Source organism: Pseudonocardia nematodicida, assembly GCF_040105385.1.
In the GTDB taxonomy this organism is placed as follows: Bacteria; Actinomycetota; Actinomycetes; order Mycobacteriales; family Pseudonocardiaceae; genus Pseudonocardia; species Pseudonocardia nematodicida.
The window spans coordinates 315137-338521 of the sequence record NZ_JBEDNQ010000003.1 but is presented as its reverse complement, the minus strand read 5'-3'; the positions used below and the strand labels follow the sequence as shown (position 1 = coordinate 338521).

Annotated in this window: 19 protein-coding genes; 3 read left to right on the top strand and 16 right to left on the bottom strand. The window is 77.9% G+C overall.

The features are described 5' to 3' along the window. Positions 1–2 precede the first annotated feature (2 nt). The 6 genes from tsaB to glmS form a co-directional block, all read right to left on the bottom strand. Positions 3–749 carry a tRNA (adenosine(37)-N6)-threonylcarbamoyltransferase complex dimerization subunit type 1 TsaB gene (tsaB, locus tag WIS52_RS09020; protein ID WP_349297673.1) on the bottom strand — a complete coding sequence of 249 codons (747 nt, stop codon included), beginning with the start codon at positions 747–749 and terminating at the stop codon, positions 3–5. An 11-nt stretch (positions 750–760) separates the two neighbouring features. Beyond that, a complete protein-coding gene (tsaE, locus tag WIS52_RS09015) occupies positions 761–1252 on the bottom strand; it encodes a tRNA (adenosine(37)-N6)-threonylcarbamoyltransferase complex ATPase subunit type 1 TsaE (protein WP_349297672.1) in 492 nt (163 codons plus the stop codon). Beyond that, positions 1249–2667, bottom strand: coding sequence for an alpha/beta fold hydrolase (locus WIS52_RS09010; protein ID WP_349297671.1), 1419 nt, complete (start codon positions 2665–2667; stop codon positions 1249–1251). Before WIS52_RS09010 ends, tsaE begins: the two co-directional genes overlap by 4 nt. Continuing rightward, a complete protein-coding gene (alr, locus tag WIS52_RS09005; protein WP_349297947.1) occupies positions 2664–3794 on the bottom strand; it encodes an alanine racemase in 1131 nt (376 codons plus the stop codon). Before alr ends, WIS52_RS09010 begins: the two co-directional genes overlap by 4 nt. Before the next feature lie 405 nt (positions 3795–4199). Then, positions 4200–5852, bottom strand: coding sequence for an NAD(P)H-hydrate dehydratase (locus tag WIS52_RS09000; protein ID WP_432422471.1), 1653 nt, complete (start codon positions 5850–5852; stop codon positions 4200–4202). A gap of 210 nt (positions 5853–6062) precedes the next feature. After that, a complete protein-coding gene (gene glmS, locus WIS52_RS08995; protein ID WP_349297669.1) occupies positions 6063–7937 on the bottom strand; it encodes a glutamine--fructose-6-phosphate transaminase (isomerizing) in 1875 nt (624 codons plus the stop codon). Positions 7938–8054: 117 nt separating this feature from the next. Between glmS and WIS52_RS08990 the strand changes: the two genes are divergently transcribed. Next, positions 8055–8951, top strand: a complete 897-nt coding sequence (locus WIS52_RS08990; RefSeq protein ID WP_349297668.1) for a dienelactone hydrolase family protein — start codon at positions 8055–8057, stop codon at positions 8949–8951. Between the two features lie 118 nt (positions 8952–9069). On the opposite strand, the gene WIS52_RS08985 is transcribed toward WIS52_RS08990, so the two are convergent. The 9 genes from WIS52_RS08985 to eccCa form a co-directional block, all read right to left on the bottom strand. Further along, a complete protein-coding gene (locus WIS52_RS08985) occupies positions 9070–9510 on the bottom strand; it encodes a hypothetical protein (protein WP_349297667.1) in 441 nt (146 codons plus the stop codon). After that, positions 9507–9746, bottom strand: coding sequence for a hypothetical protein (locus WIS52_RS08980; protein ID WP_349297666.1), 240 nt, complete (start codon positions 9744–9746; stop codon positions 9507–9509). The genes WIS52_RS08985 and WIS52_RS08980 overlap by 4 nt, the downstream gene beginning before the upstream one ends. Before the next feature lie 114 nt (positions 9747–9860). Further along, positions 9861–11198, bottom strand: a complete 1338-nt coding sequence (glmM, locus tag WIS52_RS08975) for a phosphoglucosamine mutase (RefSeq protein ID WP_349297665.1) — start codon at positions 11196–11198, stop codon at positions 9861–9863. A 12-nt stretch (positions 11199–11210) separates the two neighbouring features. After that, entirely contained in the window at positions 11211–11786 is a 576-nt protein-coding gene (gene rpsI / locus WIS52_RS08970; protein ID WP_349297664.1) for a 30S ribosomal protein S9, read from the bottom strand. 29 nt (positions 11787–11815) lie between these two features. Beyond that, a complete protein-coding gene (rplM, locus tag WIS52_RS08965) occupies positions 11816–12259 on the bottom strand; it encodes a 50S ribosomal protein L13 (RefSeq protein ID WP_349297663.1) in 444 nt (147 codons plus the stop codon). A 222-nt stretch (positions 12260–12481) separates the two neighbouring features. Then, positions 12482–12778 carry a WXG100 family type VII secretion target gene (locus tag WIS52_RS08960; protein WP_349297662.1) on the bottom strand — a complete coding sequence of 99 codons (297 nt, stop codon included), beginning with the start codon at positions 12776–12778 and terminating at the stop codon, positions 12482–12484. 17 nt (positions 12779–12795) lie between these two features. Beyond that, positions 12796–13107 carry a WXG100 family type VII secretion target gene (locus WIS52_RS08955; protein WP_349297661.1) on the bottom strand — a complete coding sequence of 104 codons (312 nt, stop codon included), beginning with the start codon at positions 13105–13107 and terminating at the stop codon, positions 12796–12798. A gap of 422 nt (positions 13108–13529) precedes the next feature. Beyond that, on the bottom strand, positions 13530–14852 hold the full coding sequence (locus WIS52_RS08950) for a type VII secretion-associated protein (protein ID WP_349297660.1): 1323 nt from the start codon (positions 14850–14852) through the stop codon (positions 13530–13532). Continuing rightward, positions 14849–18844, bottom strand: coding sequence for a type VII secretion protein EccCa (gene eccCa / locus WIS52_RS08945; RefSeq protein ID WP_349297659.1), 3996 nt, complete (start codon positions 18842–18844; stop codon positions 14849–14851). Before eccCa ends, WIS52_RS08950 begins: the two co-directional genes overlap by 4 nt. A gap of 182 nt (positions 18845–19026) precedes the next feature. Here eccCa and eccD point away from each other — a divergent pair, with 182 nt between their 5' ends. Both eccD and mycP read left to right on the top strand, forming a co-directional pair. Beyond that, positions 19027–20379 (top strand): type VII secretion integral membrane protein EccD, encoded by a 1353-nt coding sequence (eccD, locus tag WIS52_RS08940; RefSeq protein ID WP_349297658.1) that lies wholly within the window; start codon positions 19027–19029, stop codon positions 20377–20379. After that, positions 20376–21764, top strand: a complete 1389-nt coding sequence (gene mycP / locus WIS52_RS08935) for a type VII secretion-associated serine protease mycosin (protein ID WP_349297657.1) — start codon at positions 20376–20378, stop codon at positions 21762–21764. Before eccD ends, mycP begins: the two co-directional genes overlap by 4 nt. An 89-nt stretch (positions 21765–21853) precedes the next feature. Here mycP and eccB read toward each other — a convergent pair whose 3' ends face one another. Beyond that, on the bottom strand, positions 21854–23281 hold the full coding sequence (eccB, locus tag WIS52_RS08930; RefSeq protein WP_349297656.1) for a type VII secretion protein EccB: 1428 nt from the start codon (positions 23279–23281) through the stop codon (positions 21854–21856). Between the last annotated feature and the right edge of the window lie 104 nt (positions 23282–23385).

Below are 23385 nucleotides of genomic sequence, written 5' to 3'. Positions count from 1 at the left end.
CGTCACGCGGTGACGCGCTTGCGGCCGGTCGGCTCGACGGCGTCCGGGCGGCGCAGGTAGAGCGGCTCGACCGGGGCGGGCTCGCGCCCGGCCCGCAGCGCCGCGGCCGCGACACCGACGAGCCCCTCCGGCGCCGGCGCGGACGGTCCGGCGATCGCGACACCGAGACGTCCGGCGAACGCCGGATCCCCGACGACGGTCCCGATCGCCAGCTGCGGCAGCCGCGCGGCCAGCGCGTCCGGCGCCTCGACGGCCGGTCCGCTGAGCCGCCGGCCGGCCGGGTCGTAGGCCGCCCAGTACACCTCCCGGCGACGCGCGTCGGTCACCACGAGCAGGTTGCCCGTTCCCGCGCGGGGGATCTCCGCCCCGGGCTCGGTGGCCCCCACGGCGGTATCGATGCGCGTTCCGCCTGCGCTACACGCTGTCAGCGCGATCGCGTCGTGCGTGCACACCCCGTGCACTCCGACGTCGAGCGCGTGCCCGAACGCGGCGGCCGAGGCGATCCCGACCCGCAGCCCGGTGAAGGGCCCCGGCCCCGCCCCGACGACGACGGCCTCCACCTCGGACAGCGTCCGCCCGGTCTCCGCGCAGAGCGCGCGGACCGCGGGGGTGAGCAGCTCGCCGTGCTTGCTCGGGCGGGTGGGGGGACCGCTGTGGGCGCGGGCGGCGAGCGTGACCGGGTCCCCGCTCAGCTCGACCAGTCCCGCGGTGACGACCGAGGTCGCGGTGTCCAGGGCCAGTACCAGCACGGTCGTCCAGCCTACGGCGCTCCGGTCCGGCGCAGCGTGGCGACCCGGGTCTCGTCGTCCCGGCGTTCCAGCACGACCTCGACCGCGCCGGTCCCGGCGCCGAGCCGCGCGGCCACCCCGGTCCCCCACTCGACGGCGACGACGGCCCGGTCCAGCTCGGTGTCCAGGTCCAGGTCGTCGAGCTCGGCGGCGACGTCGGCGGCCCCGGCGTCCGGGTCGGCGGCGCCGAGCCGGTAGGCGTCGACGTGCACCAGCGCCGGGCCGTGCCCGGACGGCGGGTGCTCCCGGGCGATCACGAAGGTCGGCGAGGCGACCGCGCCGGTCACCCCGAGCCCGCGGGCCAGGCCGCGGACGAGCGCGGTCTTGCCGGCCCCCAGCGGACCGGCGAGCAGCAGGAGGTCCCCCGCGGCCAGCTCGTGGCCCAGCTCCTCGCCGAAGGCCTCGGTGTCGTCCACGGTGGGCAGCTCGCGGCGGACCGGTGCCGCGCCGGCCGGTGGGATCACGACGGGCCCTTCCGGCCGCGGCCCCGCGTGGTGCGGCCGTTCCCGGCCGGGCCGCCGTCGTCGCGTGCCGGTCCGTCGCCGGCGTCCGGGCCGGGCCCGTCCGGCGCGGCGGGGGCGGCCTTCCCGGCCCGGGCGGACCGCCTCCGGCCGAGCAGCGCCGACCGGCTGGAGCGGCGGCCGGCCCCGGCCCCGTCGGTGGCGACGACCGGGTCGTCCCCGGGGCCCGCGACGCCGTCGGTGCCGGTGGCCTCGGCGGCGTCGCCGGCCGGCCCGCCGCCGTCGCGCCTGCGGGGCCGCGGACGGGTGAGCCGGAACCGCCCACCGCGCTCGCGCTCCATGCTCCGCTCGATCAGGTCGCCCAGCTCCCGGTCGACCTCGTCCGGCTGCTCCAGCATCGGCATGTGCCCCACCCCGGACAGCCGCACCAGCCGGGCCGTCGGCAGCGCGTCCGCGATCGCCTCGCTGTGCTTGAACGGGATGATCCGGTCGGCGTCGCCGGCCAGCACCAGCACCTCGGCGCAGCAGAGCCCGGGCAGCGCCGCGAGCCGGTCGTGCGTGCCGAGCGTGTCGACGAAGTCGGTGAGCGCCCCGACCGCGTTCGAGCCGATCATCGTGTCGACCAGGTCCACCATCCGCGGGTCGACCTGCATGTCGCCGTAGGCGAACCGCTTGGTGATCGCCCAGATGAGGTCGCCCATCGCGCGGCGGCCCGTCTCGACGAGGCCGGGCTGCCACGTGGCGAGCCCGCCGAGGGTCCGGATCACCGGGTTGCGCCGGGACAGGAACGTCAGCCCCAGCCCGGACGACGCCATCTCACCGGCCGAGGTCGAGACCAGCGCGACGCCGGCGACCCGCTCGTGGAACAGCTCCGGGTGCTGCTCGGCGAGCGCCATCACCGTCATGCCGCCCATCGAGTGCGACACCAGCAGCAGCTCGCCCTCCGGGGCCAGCGTGCGGATCACCGCGTCCAGGTCCCGGCCGAGCTGGTCGATGGTGCAGGTGTCGGCGGGTGCCCGCTCGGAGCGGCCGTGGCTGCGCTGGTCGTAGAGCACCATCCGCACCGACGGCCCGGTCAGCCCGGCCAGGAACGGGCGCTGCTCCTGCCACGTCCGCCGGTCCAGCGCGAAGCCGTGCACCAGGACGACGGTCGCCACCGGGTCCGAGCCGTCCGCCGGCTCCACCGTCTCGCAGGCCAGCCGGATGCCGTCGTCGGCGGTGACCGAGACCTCCTCGCCCACCATCCCGGGCGGCACGGCCCCGCCGTGCTCGGCCATCTCGGTGGCCAGGCTCCTTCGTTGGGCCGCGATCCGGCGGCGCTGCGACGCGACGCCGGCGCCCGCCGCCGCCCCGGCGGCCCCGACCAGCCCACCGGCTATCCCGGCGACGGTCCATCCCCTGCGGGTCCTGCGGCTCATGCGACTCCCCCGGCAGCGCCGAGCACGGTCCGCCGTACCCGTCCGCGGATCCCGGTGACGATCTCGTAGTGGATGGTGCCGATCTCGTCGGCCCACTCGCGGGCCGTGGGTCCGCCGCCGGCGCCGGTGCCGAACAGCTCGACCGGGTCCCCGACCGCCACCGCGAGCGCGCCGGGCGGCCCGCAGTCGACGACGAACTGGTCCATGCAGACCCGGCCCGCCACCGGCCGGATCTCCGCCCCGATCCGCACCCGCATCCGGCCGCCGTCGTTCATCCGGCGCGGGACGCCGTCGGCATAGCCGAGCGGGACCAGCGCCAGCGTCCGCGGTCCGGCCGAGACCCACTCGTGGCCGTAGGAGACGCCCTCGCCGGCGGGAACCGTCTTGACCAGCGCGACCCGGCCGCGCAGCGTCATCGCCGGACGCAGCGGGCTGTCGGCGGGCTGCGCGATCGGATCGAGCCCGTAGACGGCGATGCCCGGCCGGACCAGGTCGAGGTGCAGGTCGGGGCGGGTCATCGTGGCGGCCGAGTTGGCCAGGTGCACCAGCGGGTCGACCCCGCGGTCCCGGACGAGCGCGACGGCCGCCCGCAGGTTCGCGGCCTGGACGTCCTGGGTGGGGTGGCCCGGCTCGTCGGCCTGCGCCAGGTGCGACCAGACCGCGACGACCTCCGCGGTCCCGCCGGCGACGGCCGCAGCCGCGTCGTCCACCAGGCCGGGCCACTCCTCGGGCCGGCAGCCGTTGCGGCCCAGACCGGTGTCGGCCTTGAGGTGCAGCCGCACCGGACGCCCCGCGGCCCGGGCCCCGGCCAGCACCGCCGCCAGGTGCTCGCGCGAGGACACCGACAGCTCCACCCCCGCGGCGACGGCGGCCGCGAAGTCCTCGTCGGGCAGGTGCAGCCAGCTCAGCAGCGGGGCGTCCACCCCGGCGGCGCGCAGCGCGACGGCCTCGTCGAGTGTGGCGACGCCGATGCTGCCCGCCCCGGCCGACAGCGCCGCCCGGGCGACGCCGGGCGCACCGTGGCCGTAGCCGTCGGCCTTGACCACGACCATGGTGGCCGCGTTCGACGCCGAGGCCCGGGCGACGAGCAGCGCGACGTTGTGCCGGACGGCGTCCAGGTCGACCACGGACTCCGCGCGCGGCGCCGGGCCTGGCTGCGCACTCGGCGCGGGATCGACGTGCGCGCTCGGCGCCGGGTCGGCCTGCGCGCTCGGCGCGGCGGCCCCGGTGGGCTGGACGCCGCACCCGGGCGCGCGTTCGGTCGCAGGCAGCACGCCTCCGATCATCGCATCCCGGAACGGCTCGGCCCCAGGCCCGCGCTCACACCCGGCCGCGACGCGGCGATGATCACCGCCCCTGGTCACGTCACGGACCGGCCCGCCGGGGCAGGTCCGATCGCCCGCCGGGTCGACCGCCGGCGAGATACGCCTCAGCGGGAATTGTCGATCTCTACGGCCCGCTGAGCCGTATCTCGACGGTTCTCGTCCGGCACGGACGGCCCGAGGGCGGTCGGGCGGGTGCGTCGGGCGGGGTCATACCGCTGCGGCGGCGCGGACGCCCCGGATCGCGGACGGGATCGCCGCCTGCATCGCCGAGGCGGGCGCGGGCACCGGCGGCAGACCGTGCTCGCGGGCGGCGGCCGTCGCGGCCCGGCCGTGCACCAGCGTCGCGCACCCGGCCGCCCACCAGGGGTCCAGCCCGGCCGCGAGCAGCGCACCGATCATCCCGGTCAGCACGTCCCCGGAGCCCGCCGTCGCGGCCCAGGAGTCGGCGGCCGGGTCGACCAGGGCGCGGCCGTCCGGCGCGGCGACGACGGTCGCGTTCCCCTTGAGCAGCACGGTCACCCCGAGCTCGGCGGCGGCCCGGCGGGCGGCCGCGATCCGGTCGGTGCCGACGTCGCCGGCCAGCCGGGCGAACTCCCCGGCGTGCGGGGTCAGCACCACCGGCCCGCCCGCGATCCGCTCCCGCAGGTCCCGGTGCCTCGCGAGCAGGGTGATCGCGTCGGCGTCGACGCACAGCGGCACCTCCCGGTCGAGCACCGCCTCCAGCACGCCGCGACCGTGGTCGCCGGTCCCGATGCCCGGCCCGACCGCCCAGGCCTGGGTACGGCCGGCGTCGGTGATGTCCCCGGTGGCGACGATCTCCGGCCAGTGCCGGCGGACCTCGTCGGCGGCCGACCCGGCGAACCGGACCATCCCGGAGGTGGCGAGCGCGGCGGCGCCGGCGGCGAGCACCGCGGCACCCGGGTAGGTGGCCGAGCCGGCGGCGATCCCGACGACGCCCTGGGTGTACTTGTCGTCGTCCGGGCCGGGGACCGGCCAGCGGGCTCCGGCGTCGGCCTCGGTCAGCAGGTACGCGTGCGGTTCGCCCAGGTACGGATCGAGTCCGATGTCGACCAGCCGGACCGGCCCGCACAGCGGGGCGGCGAGCGCGTGCGCCGGCTTGCGGGCGCCGAAGGTGACGGTGAACGCGGCCCGGACGTGCGGCCCGTCGGTCGCGCCGGTGTCGGTGTCCACCCCGGACGGCAGGTCGCAGGCGACGATCGGGACGCCCGCGGCGTCCGCGGCCGCCACCAGCGCCGGCGCCGGGTCGCGCAGCGCGCCGCGGCCGGAGATCCCGACGATCCCGTCCACGACGACGTCCGCCGCCACGACGAGCGCGCATGCCCGGTCGAGCCCGCCAGGGCCGCCGTCGCGGCCGGTTGCGTCGCCCGGCCCCGGCCGGCCCCCAACGGGCGCACCGTCGCCGACCGAGCCGCCCTCGACCGAACCACCGCGGTCCGGACCGCTGCGGTCCAGGCCGCTGCGGTCCAGGCCGCCGCGGTCCGGGTCCCCGCCGGACGGACCTCCACCGTCGCGTCCGCCACCGGCAGCATCGCCGCCGGCGGCGTTGCCGGCCGAGCCGCCTGCCGGGCCACCCCCGAACCGCAGGACCCGCCCGCGGACGCGCCGCAGCGCCGCCAGCCCCGCCGGGTGTGCGCGATCCGGAGCCAGCAGCACCGCGGTGACCTGCGCCCCGCGCCGGCGCAGCTCGGCCCCGGCGAACAGGGCGTCCCCGCCGTTGTCCCCGGCCCCGACGAGCAGCACGACCCGGCGTCCGTAGGTCTCGCCGAGGAACTCGCGCACGTGCAGCGCGAGCCCGGCCGCGGCCCGGCGCATCAGCACGCCGTCCGCGACGGTCCGCATCAGCGCGGCCTCGGCCGCCCGCACCTGCTCCGCCGTCCAGACCCCACGCATGGCCGCCGAGGCTAGCGCCGCCGCCCGGTTCCCGCGCCGAGATGCAGCCCAGGGCTCGGTGTCGATCTCCACGCGACCGAGGACTGCATCTCGGCGGCGGGGCGAGATCTCGGCGGGCGCGGCGGGCGCGGCGGGCGCGGCGGGCGCGGCCGGGTCCGGCTATTCGACGGTGACGGACTTCGCCAGGTTGCGGGGCTTGTCGACGTCATAGCCCCGGGCCCTCGCGATCTCGGCCGCGATGACCTGCAGCGGGATCGTCGCCACCAGCGGCTGCAGCAGCGTCGGCACCGCGGGCAGCTCGAAGAGATGGTCGGCGAACGGCCGGACGGTCTCGTCGCCGGTCTCGGCGATCACCACGGTCCGGGCACCACGGGCCTTGATCTCCTGGATGTTGGACAGCAGCTTCGAGTGCAGCACCGCGCGGCCCTTCGGCGAGGGCATCACGACGACCACCGGCAGCCCGTCCTCGATCAGCGCGATCGGGCCGTGCTTGAGCTCGCCGGCGGCGAACGCCTCGGCGTGCATGTAGGCGAGCTCCTTGAGCTTGAGCGCGCCTTCGAGGGCCACCGGGTACCCGACGTGCCGGCCGAGGAACAGCACCGCCTTCGACGGCGCCAGCTCCTGGCCCAGCGCGCGGGCCTCGCCCAGCGACTCCAGCACCTCGGCGACGGCCTTCGGGGTGGCCTCCAGCTGCTCGAACTCGCGGACGACCTCGTCCGGGTACTTGGTGCCGCGGGCCTGCGCCAGAGCCAGGCCGACCAGGTAGTTGGCCGCGATCTGGGCGGTGAAGGTCTTGGTCGCCGCGACGCCGATCTCCGGCCCGGCGTGGGTGTAGATCACCGCGTCGGACTCGCGCGGGATCTGCGCCCCGTTGGTGTTGCAGATCGCGAGCACGCGCGCCTTCTGGTCCTTCGCGTGCCGCAGCGCCTCCAGGGTGTCCGCGGTCTCGCCGGACTGGGAGATCGCGACGACCAGCGTGGAGCGGTCCAGCACCGGGTCGCGGTAGCGGAACTCGGAGGCGAGCTCGATCTCCACCGGCAGCCGGGTCCAGTGCTCGATCGCGTACTTGGCGAGCATCCCGGAGTGGTAGGCGGTGCCGCAGGCGATGACGAAGACCTTGTCGACGTCGCGCAGGTCCTGGTCGGTCAGCCGCTGCTCGTCGAGGACGATCCGGCCGTCGACCAGGTGCCCGCGCAGCGTGTCGGCGATCGCGGAGGGCTGCTCCTCGATCTCCTTGAGCATGAAGTAGTCGTGGCCGCCCTTCTCGGCGGCGGCCAGGTCCCAGGTGACCCGGAACGGGCTGACCCCGACCGGGTCGCCGGCGAAGTCGGTGACCTCGTAGCCCTCCCTGGTGATCGTGACGACCTGGTCCTGGCCCAGCTCGACGGCCGAGCGGGTGAACTCGATGAAGGCCGCGACGTCGGAGGCGAGGAACGTCTCGCCCTCGCCGAGGCCGAGCACCAGCGGGGAGTTCCGGCGGGCGGCGACGATCCGGTCCGGGTCGTCGGCGTGCGTCACGACGAGGGTGAAGGCGCCCTCCAGCCGGCGCGCGACGGCCCGGACGGCGGCGGTCAGGTCACCGGCCGCGTCCTCGGCCCCGGCCAGCTCCCCGGCGTGTGCCAGCGCCACCAGGTGCGCGGCGGTCTCGGTGTCGGTGTCGGACTCGGCCCAGATCCCGCGGGCCTCCAGCTCGGCGCGCAACTCCAGGAAGTTCTCGATGATCCCGTTGTGCACGACCGCGACCCGGCCGTCGCTGCTGCGGTGCGGGTGGGCGTTGCGGTCGGTCGGCGGGCCGTGCGTGGCCCAGCGCGTGTGCCCGATGCCGGACGTCCCGGTGAAGCCGTCCCGGCCGACCTCGTCGAGCCGCGCCTCGAGGTTCGCCAGCGCCCCGGCGCGGCGCTCGATCAGCAGCTCGCCGTCGATCGGCAGGGCGACACCGGCGGAGTCGTAGCCGCGGTACTCCAGGCGGCGCAGACCACCGAGAACGACCTCGAGCGCGCCCCGATGACCGACGTAACCGACGATGCCACACATGCCGCCGAGGGTATCGGCGCGCCGATCGGGGCCCTCCGCCACCGGGTGCGACGGGCGCCACGCCGGGCGTACGCGCGCGGCGGGCACCGGCTGACCAGCACCGGTACGGTGCCGTCCGTGGCCAAGACCGGCGTGACCCGTCCCCCGTCGATGAAGGGGGCCAAGGACGCCCTCGGTGTGCTGTCCCGCTCCGGCCCGCATCCGGTCCGGTACGGCGACCTCGGCCTGATCGGGCTGCCCGGCATCGTCTACACCCCGGCCGAGGGCCACCAGGTGCCCGCGGTCGTGCTCGGGCACGCGTGGCTGCAGCCGGCGCGGCGCTACCACGAGCTGCTGCGCCACCTCGCGACCTGGGGCATCGTGGCCGCCGCGCCGGACACCCAGCGCGGGCCGGTCCCGAGCATGTCCCGGTTCGCCTCCGACCTGAACACCGCGCTGGACGTCTGCGTCGGCGTCCGGCTCGGCGACGGGCGGATCAGTGTGGACGCCCGGCGGACCGCGCTGATCGGGCACGGCACCGGCGGCGGTGCGGCGATCCTGGCCGCGGCGTCCCGCGAACGGCTCGGCGCGCTGGTCACGCTGGCACCGGCCGAGATCAAGCCGTCGGCGATCGAGGCCGCCGGCCGGGTCTCCGCGCCCGCCCTGCACCTCGCCGCGGCGATCGACGCGATGGCGCCGGCCGCCGGGAACGCCGAGCCGATCACCGCCGCCGGGCGGGCGGCCGGCGCCGAGGTCACCCTGCGCAGTATCGAGAAGGCCGGCCACCTGGGCTTCTGCGAGGGCCGGCACTGGTCGAGCTACCTGTTCCAGACCCTGCCGCAGCACCGCACCCGCAAGATCGCACGGGCGCTGGTCACCGCGTTCCTGATGGAGCAGCTGACCGGCGAGAAGCGGGTGTCCGCACTCACCTCGGGCGACGTGCCCGGTGCGCCCCTGGTCGAGCTCCCCGACCCGGACGACGACGCGGCGGAGCAGACCCCGGCCCGCGCCGGTCTGCTCGGCGCCGGGAGCTGACGCCACGAACGGTGCGCGTCCCGACCACCCGCCGACCTGGCTGCCCCCTGGTCGGTCGGTGTCCGGGAATTCGGCGCGGGAGCGGCCACCGGTAGCCGGAACCGCGCCGGATCCTCGATCAGTGCGGAGGGACCGCGTCGGGGTCCTGGGAGAGCAGGGGCGCGACCATCCCCCGCCGGTCCGTCGTCCGGGCACCGTGGGTCCCCGGTAACCGCAGGCCTGGCCAACTGCTCGACCCGGGGCTGTTCCGGTCCTCCGGCGCCGCGGTGCCCCCGGCTCCGGGCCCGGTCAGGTCGCCGGTGCCGTGCCGCACCCGCACGGCGGACGAGGCGTCCCGCGCGTGCCGTTCTTCCCATCCGGCGGCGGCGCCGGCGGCGTCGTCGGCCAGCCGGTGCGCCTCCCGTCGGACCAGGTCGAGCCGGCCGAGCCACTCGCGACCCGCGGCGTCGTCCCAGGTCCCGGAGAGCGCATGCCGGAGCCCGGCCAGTAGCGCGGCGGTGTCGTCGAGGCGGGCCACCAGCCGGCGCAGCGCCGCGGCCTGATCCTCGGCACCGGTCACGGCAGCAACCCGCGGAAGCCGTCGGCGGCGGAGCGGTCCGCCCGGCGGGCGACAGCGGCGGACCGGGTCGCGGTGTCGGCCAGCGCGGCGAGCTCGTGGACGATCCGGCCGGCGAGCGTGCCGTGGTGCCCGGTCGATGAGGGCACCGCCGCCTCGTGCAGGTCCGCGGCGAGGGCCCGGAGCCGGGCGGCAGCGCGGTCGAGCTCGTCGGGATCCCGCCGCACGTCCGGTCGCATCCGGGCAGCCTGCGCCGGACGGAGCGGGCCCGCCGCCGTTCCCGCGGCGCCGTGCGCGATCGCGAACGACGACGGGGCCGCCACCGGCTGGTGACGGCCCCGCGACGGGAGGATTCAGCTCGCCGAGGCGACGACCTCGGCCAGCCGGCGCGCGACGGCGTCGGCCTCGTCCTCGGTGGGGGCCTCGACCATCACCCGCACGAGCTGCTCGGTGCCCGACGGGCGCAGCAGCACCCGCCCGGTCTCGCCCAGCTCGGCCTCGGCCTTGCCCACGGCCTCGGCGACCTCGGCGGAGGAGGCGACGGTGTCCTTGTCGGCGACCCGCACGTTGTGCAGCACCTGCGGCAGCGTGGTCACGATCCCGGCCAGCTCCGCCAGCGGGGAGCCGGTCTCGGCCATCCGGGACATCAGCCGCAGCGCGGTGAGCAGGCCGTCGCCGGTGGTGGCGTGCCCGGGCAGCACCACGTGCCCGGACTGCTCGCCGCCGAGGGAGAACCCGCCCTCGCGCAGCCGCTCGAGCACGTACCGGTCACCGACCTTCGTGCAGTCCAGCGTGATGCCGGCCTCGCGCATGGCCAGGTGCAGCCCGAGGTTGCTCATGACCGTGGCGACCAGGGTGTCGTGGGCGAGCTCGCCGGCGTCGCGCATCGCGAGCGCGAGCACGGCCATGATCCGGTCGCCGTCCACGACGTTCCCGGCGGCGTCCACGGCCAGGCAGCGGTCGGCGTCGCCGTCGTGGGCGATGCCGAGGTCCGCGCCCTGCTCGACGACGGCGGAGCGCAGCGGCCCGAGGTGGGTGGAGCCGACGCCGTCGTTGATGTTGAGCCCGTCGGGCTCGGCGTGCAGCGGGATCACCTCCGCGCCGGCCTGCCGGAAGGCCTCCGGCGCGGCGAGCGACGCGGCGCCGTGCGCGCAGTCGACGACCACGCGCAGCCCGTTCAGCGCGCCGGGCGCGGCGGACAGCAGGTGCGCGACGTAGACGCCGGTGGCGTCCGGGGCGTCCCACACGCGTCCGATCGCGTCCCCGACCGGGCGGTCGGTCACCGGCGAGGCGAGCGCGCGCTCGATCTCGTCCTCGACGTCGTCGGGCAGCTTGTGACCGCCGGCGGCGAACAGCTTGATCCCGTTGTCCGGCATCGGGTTGTGCGAGGCGGAGATCATCACGCCGAGGTCGGCGCCGGTCTCGGCGACCAGGTGTGCGACGCCCGGGGTGGGCAGCACGCCGACCCGGATGGCGTCCGCGCCGGCGGACGTCAGTCCGGCGACGACGGCCGCCTCGAGCATCTCACCGCTGGCCCGGGGGTCCCGGCCGACGACCGCGAGCGGCCGGCTGCCGGACCCGTTCGACAGGGTGCGGGCGGCCGCGGCACAGACACCAACGGCGAACTCCGGTGTGAGGAGTTCGCCGTTGGCCAAGCCGCGGACGCCGTCCGTCCCGAAAAGACGAGGCATCCGTCTGCGCGATCAGCGCTTGGAGTACTGGGGCGCCTTGCGGGCCTTCTTGAGGCCGTACTTCTTGCGCTCGACGGCGCGGGCGTCCCGGGTGAGCCAGCCGGCCTTCTTCAGCGGCGGGCGGTCCTCGGAGTCCAGCTCGACCAGCGCGCGGGCGATGGCCAGGCGCAGCGCGCCGGCCTGACCGGCGGTGCCGCCGCCCTTGAGGTTGGCGAAGACGTCGAAGCGCTCGGTCTTCTCGACGAGGACGAGCGGCTCCTTCACGATCTGCTGGTGCAGCTTGTTCGGGAAGTAGGTCTCGAGCGGCTTGCCGTTCAGCGTGAACTGGCCGGTGCCGGGCAGCAGGCGCACCCGGACGACGGCCTCCTTGCGGCGGCCGACGGTCTGCACCGGACGGTCGCCCAGCACGGGTGCCTCGGCGGCGAAGGTGTCGGCGTCGAACTCGGTCGACTCGCCGATGGAGTAGTCGACGTCGGCGACGGCCTCACCGACGGTCTCGGTCAGCTCGGTCTCGGTCGCCTCGGCGGCCGCACCGTCGGTCTCGACCGCGTCGACGACCTCGTCGGGTCCGTTCTCGGGGCTGGTCACGGGCTGTCCCTCTTCGTTGCTCGGGGTGGTCACTGGCTGACCTGGGTGATCTCGAACGGCTGCGGCTGCTGCGCACCGTGCGGGTGCGACGGGCCGGCGTAGACCTTCAGCTTCTTGGCCATCGCGCGGCCGAGCTTGTTCTTCGGCAGCATGCCCTTGATCGCCTTCTCGACGAGGCGGTCCGGCTGGCTGTCGATCATCTCGCCGACCGAACGCTGGCGGAGACCGCCCGGGAAGCCGGAGTGCCGGTAGACGAACTTGTCGGTCCGCTTGTTGCCGGACAGCGAGATCTTCTCGGCGTTCACGATCACCACGAAGTCGCCGTTGTCGACGTGCGGCGCGTAGGTCGGCTTGTGCTTGCCGCGCAGCAGGGTGGCGGCGTGCGTGGCGAGCCGACCGAGGCGCACGTCGTCGGCGTCGATCACGTGCCAGGCGCGGGTGATGTCGCCGGGCTTCGGGCTGTACGTGGGCACGGATCTACCTCGTCGTCGTTCTCGGCTGCGGTGGACGGTCCCTGCGGCGATCCCGCGTGTTTCCCGGTCCACTCTGGTGTCACTGGTTCCTCAGCGTGCCGCAGGTGGACGCCGGAGGGACGCTCGACCGCCGGTCTCGCCGACGTCACGGCGCCCGCGGGTCTCCACCGCTGCACAACGAGAGTCAAGAATACTCGCCGCCACGGCGCCGTCGGGACCCTGTCAGGCCTGCCAGCGGCGGGCGTTCGCCTGCTCGGTCCGAAGGTACCCGTCGTGCGCCTGCCCGAGCGCCGCGCCGATCCGGGTCAGCACCTCGTGCAGGTTCGCGGCGGAGGTGTCCCACCGCTGCTGGACGGCCTGGTAGTCCGCGGCCGCCTGCCCGCTCCAGGTCGAGACCATCGGGGCGAGGTAGCGCCGCAGGTCGTCGAGCTCGGTGCGGATCCGTCCGGCAGTGGCCACGACGTCGCTCCGGGCCGCGGTCAGCGCGCCGAACGTGACCTTGATCTCGGAACTGCTCACGGTGGTCCCTCCCCCGCTCAGCCGAGCGCCGACGTGATCGCCGACATGGCACCGGCCTGGTCCTGCTCGCGCTGGGCGTAGCCGGTGCCGGAGCCCTCGAGTGCGTGGCCGATCGTGGCCAGCGACTCGTTGAGCGTGCGGGCCTCGGCGTCCCAGCGCTCCATCAGCCGGGTGAACTGCACGGATGCCTGGCCGGTCCAGGCGCCCGCCAGCGGCGCCAGCTTGCCGCGGAGGTTCGCCAGCTCGGCGGTCACCGAGCTGTTCACCGTCGCCACGTGCCCCGCGGCCCGGGCCATCTCCTCGGTCGTCGTACCGAACCCGTCGGTCATGTGCCGCTCCTCCTCCGATGTCCGCCCGGGGCGGTCGCGCCGCCCGGGCCCCCGGCGGACCCGTCGTCCCCGGCGCGGGCACCGTGGCAGCCGCACCGCCCCCGCCACGGCCGATCGGCCCCCACCGTTCGCACCCGGGAACCCCCGGGGCCCCGACCGGCCCCGGGCACGACCTCGCAGACCATCTGCCGGCCTCGCAGGGTCCGCAGCACCTGCGAGGCCCGGGAGCCTCCTGCGAGGTGCGACGCCCAGGCCCCGCACCCGCACCCTCTCGGTGCGGCCGCAGCGACGCCGCCGAGGGGTACCTCGGCGTCGTCGGCGGAGCCGCGGGCAGCCCCGGTGTGCTCCTCGGCGCCGGGTTCCGGGGCCCAGCGGCCCGCACGGTGAACGGACAGCGCCGAGGCGCCCGCCGGTGGCGGGGCTCAGGGGGCCCGGCGCAACGAGCCGACGACCCGGGCGCACGCGGCGTCGCCCGTGTGGTCGCCGCCGGGGTGCCGGCAGCCGGCGACGAGCTGGTCGGTCCCCTCGAACAGGACGTGCCAGTCGACGACGGTCCCGTCGGCCCCGTGCTCGGTGTACCCGAGCACGGGGCGACCGGCGACGGTGCGCGGCCCGGGACCCGTCACTCCCGCCCGCCCCGCGAGCAGTCCGGCCAGCTCACGACGGGCCCGCTCGGGCTCGCGGCCCGCGTCGTAGCCGAGCGGACTGCGTTCGACGACGATCAGCTCGACGCCGTCGGGCCGCCCGGCCGGGGTGAGCAGGGTCCGGCGCCGGGCCGGGTCGCCGCCGGTGTGCTCCCAGCCGCCGGGCAGCTCGGCCGCGTACCCGTACTGGACGATCGATCCCGTGGCGGGCGGCGGCCCGGGCGCCGCACCGGTGCGGCCGATCAGCAGACCGGTGACGAGCAGGACGACCCCGAGCACCGCGACGGCGGGGAGCACGACCCGGGCCGTCCCCGCGGGCTCGTCGGGGTCCGGCGCCGCATCCGTCCCGGCCCCCGGCACGGGTGCGCGGGAACCGCCGGGGTCGTGCGGACCGTGCGCCGTGTCCGGACCGCGGGCCTCGCGGACGCGCGACACCCCCGCATCCGGCCACCGGTCCGCCGCCGGGCCCGGCCCCGTCCCCAGCAGCCCCACCCCCAGCAACGCCGCACCCAGCACCGCGGCCGAGGCGGGACCCGCGCCCTCGACGGCGGCCGGGTCGCCGGTTCCGGCCGGCCCCGCGAGCCGCACCGGACACGACGCCGCCGCGGCCACGCCCGCGAGCAGGGCGGGGTCGTCCTCCGCGCGCTCCCCCGCCAGGACGATCTCGGCCGCTCCGGCCCGGACGGCCGCCGCGACGAGCACGCCGATCTCCGGCCCGTTCCCGGCGTGCACCGCCGGACGGACGGCGCCTGCACCTCCGACGACCGCTGCGCCGTGGACGACCGCTGCGCCGTGGAGGACCACGACGCCGTCGTCGTCCACCAGCAGCACCGGCCCGGCCGCGGGCGCCGGTCCGGTGGCGAGCACCGCGACGGCGACCGGGACGCTCTCGACCCGCGGACCACCCGGGAAGCTCCCGCCGGCCGTCCCACCCACCCGGACGACGACGTCCGGCGGCGAGTCCCCGAAGAACGCGGCCACGGCCTCCCCGGGCGGGGTGCCGGGCGGCGCGGCGGCGAGCAGCCGCACCCCGCCGCCGTCGGCCGCGGCGAGCAGCACCCGCGACGGCGTGGCGTGCACCGCGACCGCGAACCCGGTCACTCGGGTTCGGTCCAGGCGATCTGCACCCGCCGCGCACCGGAACCCCGGTCGACCAGCACGGCCCGGCCGGGTGGCATCGGCCCGGGGCGCACCTTCTCCAGCAGCGGTCCCTCGTCGGGGCTGCCGGATCCGACCAGGCCGGGCGCCCCGAGCTCGCGCAGCCGCCCCAGCACCGGGTCGAACAGCGCCCGGCCCGCCCCGCCGGAGCGCCGGGCCAGCACGACGTGCAGCCCGACGTCGCGGGCCTGTGGCAGGAACTCGGCCAGCGGCAGGAGCGGGTGCGGCGAGGCCGCCCCCGCGGCGGGGACGACGAGGTCGTAGTCGTCGACGAGCAGCCAGACGTCCGGTCCGCTCCACCAGGACCGCTCGCGCAGCTGCCGCGGGGTGACGTCCGGCCCCGGCAGCCGCCGGCCCAGCGAGTCGGCGATGTCGGCGCACGCCCCGGCCGTCGCGGACGGGGTGGAGGTGTGGGCGAGCAGGTGCTCGGCCGGGACGGAGCCCAGCAGCGTGCGCCGGTGGTCGACCACCACGATCCGGGCCTGCTCCGGTGACCAGCGGGCCGCGATGCCCCGCGCGATCAGCCGGAGCAGCGCGGTCTTCCCGCCGCCGGCGTCGGCGAAGCAGAGCAGGTGCGGCTCGGCCGGATCGAGCTCCACCGTGCCGAGCCGGTGGTCGTCGAGCCCGAGCGGCAGGCCCCGGCCGGGCCCCGCGGGCAGCTCGGTGAGGGGGACCAGCTCCGGGAGCAGCCGCACCTGGGGCAGGCCGGGTCCCGGCGCGGCGGCGGCGACGGCCGCGACCGGATCGGGCCCGCCGGGCGGTGCCGGGTCGGCGAGCACCGCCGCCGCGCCGTCCGGGGCGAGCCCGTGCCCGGGCCGGGCCGGTACGGCCGCGGCGCGCCGCCGGTCCACCTCGGAGTCCGACGGGTCACCGAGCCGCAGCTCGATCCGGCTGCCGAGCTGGTCCTTGAGCGCGGGCCGGATCTCCGACCAGCGGGCCGCGGACACCGCCAGGTGCACGCCGTAGGCGAGCCCGTGCGCGGCGAGGTCGGTCAGCGCGGGCTCGAGGTCGTCGAACACGGTGCGCAGCGCGCCGTACCCGTCGACGACCAGGAACAGGTCGGTGCACGGCTCGCCGGGGAGACCACCCGCCGCGCGCCGGGCCCGGAACTCCTCGACCCCGGCGATCCCGTGCTCGGCGAAGAGCCGTTCGCGGCGCTCCACCGTCCCGGTCACCTCGGCGACCACCCGCCGGACGAGGTCGGTGCGACGCCGGTCGGCGACAGTGCCGACGTGCGGCAGCCCGGCCAGCGGCGCGAGCGTCCCGCCGCCCAGGTCGAGCACGTGCACGCCCAGCTCGTCCGGGGTGTGGGTGAGCGCGCACGCGGTGACGACGGTCCGCAGCGCGGTCGACTTGCCCGACCTCGGCCCGCCGACGACGGCGAGGTGCCCGGCCGCGCCGGACAGGTCCAGCACCAGCGGATCGCGTCGCTGCAGGTATGGGCGGTCGATCAGGCCGATCGGGGCGGCCAGCCGGCCGACCGGGCCGGGCACGGACAGCCCCCGCCCGGGACGGTGCCCGGGCTCGCCGAGCACGGCCCGCAGCGGCGGCGGGGTGGTGAGCGGGGGCAGCCACACCCGGTGCGCCCGCGGGCCCGGCCCGGACAGCGCCGCCACGACGCGGTCCAGGACGGCGGCGCCCGGACCACCGGCCGCCGGCCCCGCGCCGGCGCCGGCGCCGACGGGTGCGCCGCGCGACAGGGCACGATCCGCGGTCGCCCGCCCCCGAGGCGACCCGGTCGTCGCGGTGCCGGACGGCAGGGCGGGACGCGACCGCGCGGCGAGCAGGGTGGACGGCGCAGGCACAGTGGACGGCGCAGGCACGGTGGACGGTGCGGGCGCAGCGACCGGTCCGGCGGTGAAGGGCAACGCGACCCGCGGGCCACCGGCCCGGGATCTCCCCCGCGTGGCCGGGCGCTCCTCGGGCCCGGACACGTACGCCGCCCGGAACCGCACGAGCTCGTCGGTCCCCGCCGCGAGGAACGCCGAGCCGGGCGCCGGCGGGAGCAGGTGGGCGTCGGGCACACCGAGCACGGCCCGTGACTCCGCGGCCGAGAACGTCCGCAGCGCGATCCGGTACGACAGGTGCGACTCCAGCCCGCGCAGCCGTCCCTCCTCCAGCCGCTGGGACGCGAGCAGCAGGTGGATGCCCAGCGACCGGCCGAGCCGGCCGACCGTGACCATCAGGTCGATCATCTCCGGCCGCTGGGCGAGCAGCTCGGAGAACTCGTCCACCACGACCAGCAGCGATGGCAGCGGGTCCAGCGGCGCCCCGCCCCGCCGGGCGGCGTCGTGGTCGGCGAGGCTCGCGAGGTTCCCGGCCGCCCGCAGCACCTCCTGCCGGCGGGTGATCTCACCGGCCAGCGCGTCGGCCATCCGGTCGACCAGGGTCAGCTCCTCGGCCAGGTTGGTGATCACCGCCGAGACGTGCGGCAGCCCGGCCAGCCCGAGGAACGTGGCGCCGCCCTTGAAGTCGACGAGGACCAGGTTGAGCTCGTCGGCCGGGTGCGTGGCGACGAGGCCGAGCACCAGCGTCCTCAGCAGCTCCGACTTCCCGGACCCCGTCGCGCCGATGCACAGCCCGTGCGGCCCGGCCCCGCCCTGCGCGGACTCCTTGAGGTCCAGCAGGACCGGACGCCCGGCGGCGTCGGTCCCGAGCGGCACCCGCAACCGGGCCGTCGTCCCGCGCCGCTCGCGCAGCGCGGTGAGGGCGGCCGGCGAGATCGCGTCCAGGCCGAGCAGCGACGGCAGACCCACCGGTCCGGAGTCCGGGGCGGCGGCGGGTTCCGGCGCCTCCGCGGCGCCCTCGGGGCGGTACCGCGCCAGTCTCCGGGCGAGCGCGCGGGCCTCGGTGACGGTGACGGCGTCCGGCACGCCGACGCCCGCCCCGCCCGGCCCGCCGCGACGCAGGGTGCGGACGCCGTCGGGGCCCGTCCCTGCGGCCAGCCGCAGCACCGTCGCCGCGGGCCGCCGCCCGCCGGCCGGCCCGAGCCGCAGCACCGTCACACCCGGCAGCCCGGCCCAGGCGCCGGGGGTGTCGGCCGCCCCGTCGAGCACCACCAGCAGGTGCCGGTACGACGACGACGGCTCGTCCACCCACCAGCGGCGCACCGTGTCCGGGTCGCCGGTCAGCATCCGGACCGGCCCGACGGCGTCGTGCAGCCGCGGGTGCGCGGCGTGCGGCAGCCACTTCGCCCAGTCCCAGCGCGCGGCGGCCGGACCGGGCGCGACGACGGCGAGCCGCGCGTCGTCCGACCCGTGCAGGAGCACGTACTGCGCGACGAGCGCGCGGGCGAGGTCGAGCACCGGCGCGGGATCCGGGTCCGAGTCGGGATCGGGTTCGAGCCAGACGGTCGCCGCGGCGCGGACGTCCACCGCCACCGGGAGGTCGTCGACCACGGCGTGCCGGCGCAGGAAGCGGCGCAGCGCGAGCGCGCCCAGCGGCTCGAGGCTCTCGACCGGGCCGGTCTGCGGCGCGGTCAACCGGGTGGCGAGCCGCTGGGTGCCGAGCCCGGCCCGGAGCCGGCCGAAGTCGTCGTCGCCGGCGCGGCGTTCCCAGAGCCGGCCGGCCGCGAGGACGTCCGGCCAGGCGCCCGGGTCCGGATGGACCTCCTCCAGCGCCCGGCGCTGTGCGATCGCGATCTCCCGGACCCGGCCGCCGAGCACGTCGAGGTAGCGCAGGTAGTCCCGGCGGTCCTCGTCCATCGTCGCGGTGCGCGCACCCGGCCCGCGCCCGCCGCCGGCGACGAGCATCCCGAGTGCGGAGAGCGCGAACATGCCGCCGAACAGCCAGCTGCTCGCGTCCTCCCGCCGGAGCAGCACGAACAGCAACGCCCCGCCCACCATGCCGAGCGGCAGCAGCCGCGCGGCGAGCTGCCCGGGCACCGCGCGTTCCGGCTCCGGCGGCGGGTCGGGGACGAGCTCGCCGCCGGGCATCTCGGGTACCGACCTCCGCGGCCGTCGCACCCCGACCGTTCCCGCCACCGGCCGCCTCCCGCGTGTCCACGAGTTCCGTCGAACGCCCGCGGCGGGCGCCGGGACCGGCCGATACTCCCAGCCGCCCCCGGCCGGCCGGGGCCGTTTCGCGACACCGACCCGTGAACGACGAAGGAGCCGCCGTGACCTCCCTGCCGCCCTCCACGACGTCGCCCTCCGGGCGGTGGGTCCGGGTCACCGTGCTGACCCCGCGCGGGCGGGCGGACGTGGCGCTGCCCGCCGACGTCGGACTCGGTGAGCTGGTCCCGATGGTGCGCGAGCTCGTGGGCGGGGCACCGCCGGGCGGGCTCCCGGAGGCCTGGCGGTTCACCGGGCCGGGCGGCGGTCCGCTGTCCCCGGACGGGACCCTCGACGAGCTGCGGGTGCTCGACGGCGAGCTGCTCCGGCTCGGCCCGTCCCGCCCGGCACCCGCCCCGCCGGTCTGCGACGACGTCGCCGAGTCGCTCGCGCACGCCGTCCGCGAGGCCGGGGAGCGCACGGCGGGCACCGGCGGCGCGGGCACGGTCGCGGCGGTGCTGACGCTGCTCGCCGCCTGCGCGTTGCTGTCCACCGTGGACGACCCGCTGCGGTGGGTGGCGGCCGCGGTGGCGGGTCTCGGCGCGGTGGCCGCGCTGTGGCTCGCCCGCCGGGCCGGGCCGGACGTCGGCCCCGGTGCCGCGCTCTGCGCGGTGCCGGCCGCCGCCACCGCGGGGGCCCTGGCGCTGCCCGCTCCCGCCGGGACCGGAACGGTGCTGCTGGCCGCCGCGGGCGCCGGGCTGGCCGCGGCCGCCGGGCAGGCCCTCACCCGCCGGGTGTCCCCGATGCTGCTCGCGACGGCGGTGGCCGCCGCCGGGATCGCGGCCGCGGCGCTGGCGCGGCTGCTGCTCGACGCCCCGCCCGGTGCCGTCGCCGCGGGTCTCGCCGCGCCGGCACTGGCCGCCGGTCCGCTGCTGCCGCGGGTGGCGCTGCGGCTGGCCGGACTGCCCGCACCGGTCGTACCGGCCGACGCCGACGGCGTCGCCGCCGCGGAGCGCACGCTGCCGGCCCGGGAGACGACCGGACGGGCCGACCTGGCCCGGGCGCTGCACACCGGGGTCCTGGGCGGGACGGCGGTGCTCGCGGCCGGCGCGGCGGCCGTCGCCGCGGCGGGTGGCGGCCCGTCCGGTGCGCTGCTCCTGCTCGTGACGGCGGCGGTACTGCTCCTGCGGGCCCGCGCCCTGGTCGAGCCGGCGCCGGCCCGGGTCCTCGCCGGCGCCGCCGTGCTGGCGGTCGCGATCGCCGCGGTGCCGGCCGGGTGGGCGTTCGGGCCGGAGCTGCGGATCGCGCTGGCCGCCGGACTGGCGCTGGCGGTGCCGGTGGGTGCGGCGGTCACCCGGACGACGCCGTCGCCGCCCGCCCGGCGGGCCCTCGACGTCCTCGAGCTGGTCCTGACCGCGGCCGCGATCCCGGCGGCGCTGGCCGCGATGGGACTGTTCGGTCTGGTCCGCGGGCTGTGACCTGCTCGCGGGGTACAGCGGGGACGCGGGCCGGGATCGCGGTCGTCGCCGGGCTGACCACGGTCGCGCTGTCCGCGGTGGCCGCGCCCGCGGCAGCGCTCGCCGGGCCGGCCGGAACCCCACGCAGCCCGGTCCCGATGGCGGCACCTCCGGCCGCGGCGATGAGCCCGGCGATGCCCGGACCGGCGGCCGCGGCGGCGGCCGATCCGGGCCCGCCGGGCCCCGCCGAGGGCCTGCGCCGCACCGGCGGCTGCAGCCCGCCCGGCCCGGACGGGCCCGGCGCCGCCGGGCCCGCGGCGCTCCCCCGGTCGGACCTCGCGACCGGCGGCGGCCAGCTCGTCGCGGTCGTCGACACCGGCGTGGCCCCGGTCCCCCGGCTCGCGGACCGGCTACGCGGCGGCGGCGACTACCTGACCGGCGGCGACGGCCTGGACGACTGCGACGGGCACGGCAGCGCCGTCGCGCTGCTGCTCGCCGGTGCGGCGGACCCGGCGACCGGTACCGGTGCGGGCGTGGCTCCCGACGCCGAGGTCGTCGCGCTGCGCCAGTCGTCGGCCCGGTTCGCGGTCCGTGGCCCGGACGGTGCGGAGCGTCCCGCCGGGGAGATCCGCACGCTGGCCGCGGCGATCTCGCGCGCGGTCACCCTCGGGGCGGGAGTGATCAACGTGTCCGAGGTGGTCTGCGTCCCCGCCGACCGCGTCGAGGAGCTGGGCCGCCCGGTCGCCGACGCCGTCGCGGCCGCGGAGGCGGCGGGCGTGCTCGTGGTGGCCGCCGCCGGGAACGTCGATCCGGCGGGCACCTGCACCGGGGAGCCGGAGCTGCGGCCGCTGCCGGCGTCCTACGACGGCGTCGTCGCGGTGGGTGCCACCGACGCGGCCGGCCGGCCGGCGCCGTTCTCGGTGCCCGGCCCGTGGGTGGACCTGGCCGCACCGGGGGTCGATCTCCCGGCTCCGGCCGGGCCGGAGGGTGCGGTCGTCAGCGGCACGTCCTATGCGGCCCCGCTGGTGGCCGGGACCGCGGCGTTGCTGCGAGAGCGGTTCCCGATGCTGACCCCCGGCCAGGTCGCCGACCGGCTGCGCGCGACCGCCCGGCACCCGGCGTCCGGACGCGACGACCGGGTGGGGGCCGGTGTCCTCGACCCGGTCGCGGCGCTGACCGCGGAGCCGCTGCTGCTGACCCCGGTGCCGGATGCCCGCCCGGCCGCCGGGATCGCGGCGGGACCGCGCACCGGTTCCGGGGACGCGGCCCCGGCCCGGCACCCGCTGCCCGCACCCGGCACCGAGCCCCGGGACCTGCCCGTCGTCGCGGGCGCCGGCGCGGTCGCCGCGGTGTCCGGCGCGACCGCCGCCCTGCTCGCCGGGCTCCGGCGCCGCCCCGCGCGCTGAGCTCCCCGTCGACCGACGGCCACCGAGCGCCGGGCTGCGGCCGCCCTCCGCCCGAACGCGTGGGGCGCCGGTCGGGCCGGTGGGGGACGTCAGCCGGGGATGTCGGCGACCTCACCGGCCGCCGCGACGTCGAGTGCCCCGGCCCGGGGCAGCAGCCGCACCATCGCCTCCGGCGCGGCCCCGGACTCGACGATCCCCAGCGCCGCGGCCGTCGGATCGTCGGCGACGCCGTACACGGCGCCGGACGCGGCGAGCAGCCACCGGGTGCCGGACCCGTCCGCACCCGGGGTGGCCGACTCCGCACCGACGGCGCGCAGCGGCCCGGGACCGGACGACGGCAGCACCACCTCGTCCAGCCGCGGTCCGCCGCCGTCGGCACCGGCCAGCGCGACGGGCACGGACCCGGGCGCGACCGGCAACCGGTCGGCGGCCAGGACCCCGCCCTGTCCCTCCCGCCAGGTCCGGCACAGCACCGGGCCCGCCCCGGCGCCCGGCGTCGCGGGTCGCTCGGGCCAGGCGTCCGCCCCGGGCACCGACGTCACCGTGGCGTCCCGGACCCGGCGCGGCGTGAGCACGGTGGGCTGCCCCTGCCCGGTGCGGGACACGGCCGCGTCGGCGAGGGTCACCGGTACCTGGGCGAGACCGCCGTCGACGACCAGGTAGTACGCGGCGGGGGCGCCCAGCGGCTGGGACTCCACGACGTCCCCCGCGCGCCCGAGACCCGGCACGTCGACCGGATCCGGCGCGGGCATCCGCAGCGGAGCCCCCTCGGGGATCGCCGACAGCAGCCCCTCGCCGACCCGGCGGACCGGGGCGTCGAGCAGGCCGAGCCCGGCCAGGACGTCGCGGTCCGCCGGGTCGAGCCGGTGCCGGCCGCCGTCGTGAACCAGGTAGGTGGCCCCGCCCTCGCCGGTCAGCAGCAGCATCGGCGCCGGCTCGTGCGGGCCGGGCGCCAGTGAGCCGGCGAGCACGGTCGCCACGCCGGGCGCACGACCCTCGTCGTCCGCGGTGTCGCACACCGCCCAGGCCGCCGGGACCGGGGCGCCGTCCAGCGCCACCCCGACCGCGCCCGGCACCGCCGCCGGCGGGGTACGGGGCGCGGCGGCCAGCTCGGCGTCGGGCACCCGGGCGGGCACCGCCCCCGCGCCGTCGGACCGGCCCAGCGCGGCCAGCACCAGCCGGCCCGCCACCGGATCCGGCACCGGGACGAGCCGCGGCGGGTCGGTCGCGACGGCGTAGAGCACCCCGCTGGTCTCGCCCTGCACCAGCGCGTGGGTGCGCCAGTCCGCGGCCGGGGACACCCGGGCCAGCAGGGCGGCGACCCCGAGCGCGAGCAGGCCGGCGAGCACGCCCGCGAACACCGCGCGCCGCTGGGAGCGGATCTGCTCGTGCCGCAGCACCGGGTCGGCCCGTACCAGAGCCGCCTCCATCCGGCGCAGCCCGAACCGGTAGGCGTCGGCCTGGTCGCGGGTGGCGGGCGCACGCTGCACGCGCGTGGGGGCGGGTTCCGGGGGCATCGCCCGGACGGTAGGCACGCGCCGCTCCGGCCGGACCCGCTTCGCACACCCTGCGTAGTTCCACCCACCTGACCGGTTGGCCGGTTACGTTGCCAATAAGCAGT

What these genes read in the sequence shown, in the direction of transcription:
- WIS52_RS09010 (WP_349297671.1), bottom strand. Translation starts at nt 2,667, where the DNA reads ATGAGCCGCAGGACCCGCAGGGGATGGACCGTCGCCGGGATAGCCGGT.
- glmM (WP_349297665.1), bottom strand. Translation starts at nt 11,198, where the DNA reads ATGCCTCGTCTTTTCGGGACGGACGGCGTCCGCGGCTTGGCCAACGGC.
- WIS52_RS08955 (WP_349297661.1), bottom strand. Translation starts at nt 13,107, where the DNA reads ATGACCGACGGGTTCGGTACGACGACCGAGGAGATGGCCCGGGCCGCG.
- WIS52_RS08980 (WP_349297666.1), bottom strand. Translation starts at nt 9,746, where the DNA reads ATGCGACCGGACGTGCGGCGGGATCCCGACGAGCTCGACCGCGCTGCC.
- WIS52_RS09000 (WP_432422471.1), bottom strand. Translation starts at nt 5,852, where the DNA reads ATGCGGACCGTCGCGGACGGCGTGCTGATGCGCCGGGCCGCGGCCGGG.
- eccB (WP_349297656.1), bottom strand. Translation starts at nt 23,281, where the DNA reads ATGCCCCCGGAACCCGCCCCCACGCGCGTGCAGCGTGCGCCCGCCACC.
- glmS (WP_349297669.1), bottom strand. Translation starts at nt 7,937, where the DNA reads ATGTGTGGCATCGTCGGTTACGTCGGTCATCGGGGCGCGCTCGAGGTC.
- eccCa (WP_349297659.1), bottom strand. Translation starts at nt 18,844, where the DNA reads ATGCCCGGCGGCGAGCTCGTCCCCGACCCGCCGCCGGAGCCGGAACGC.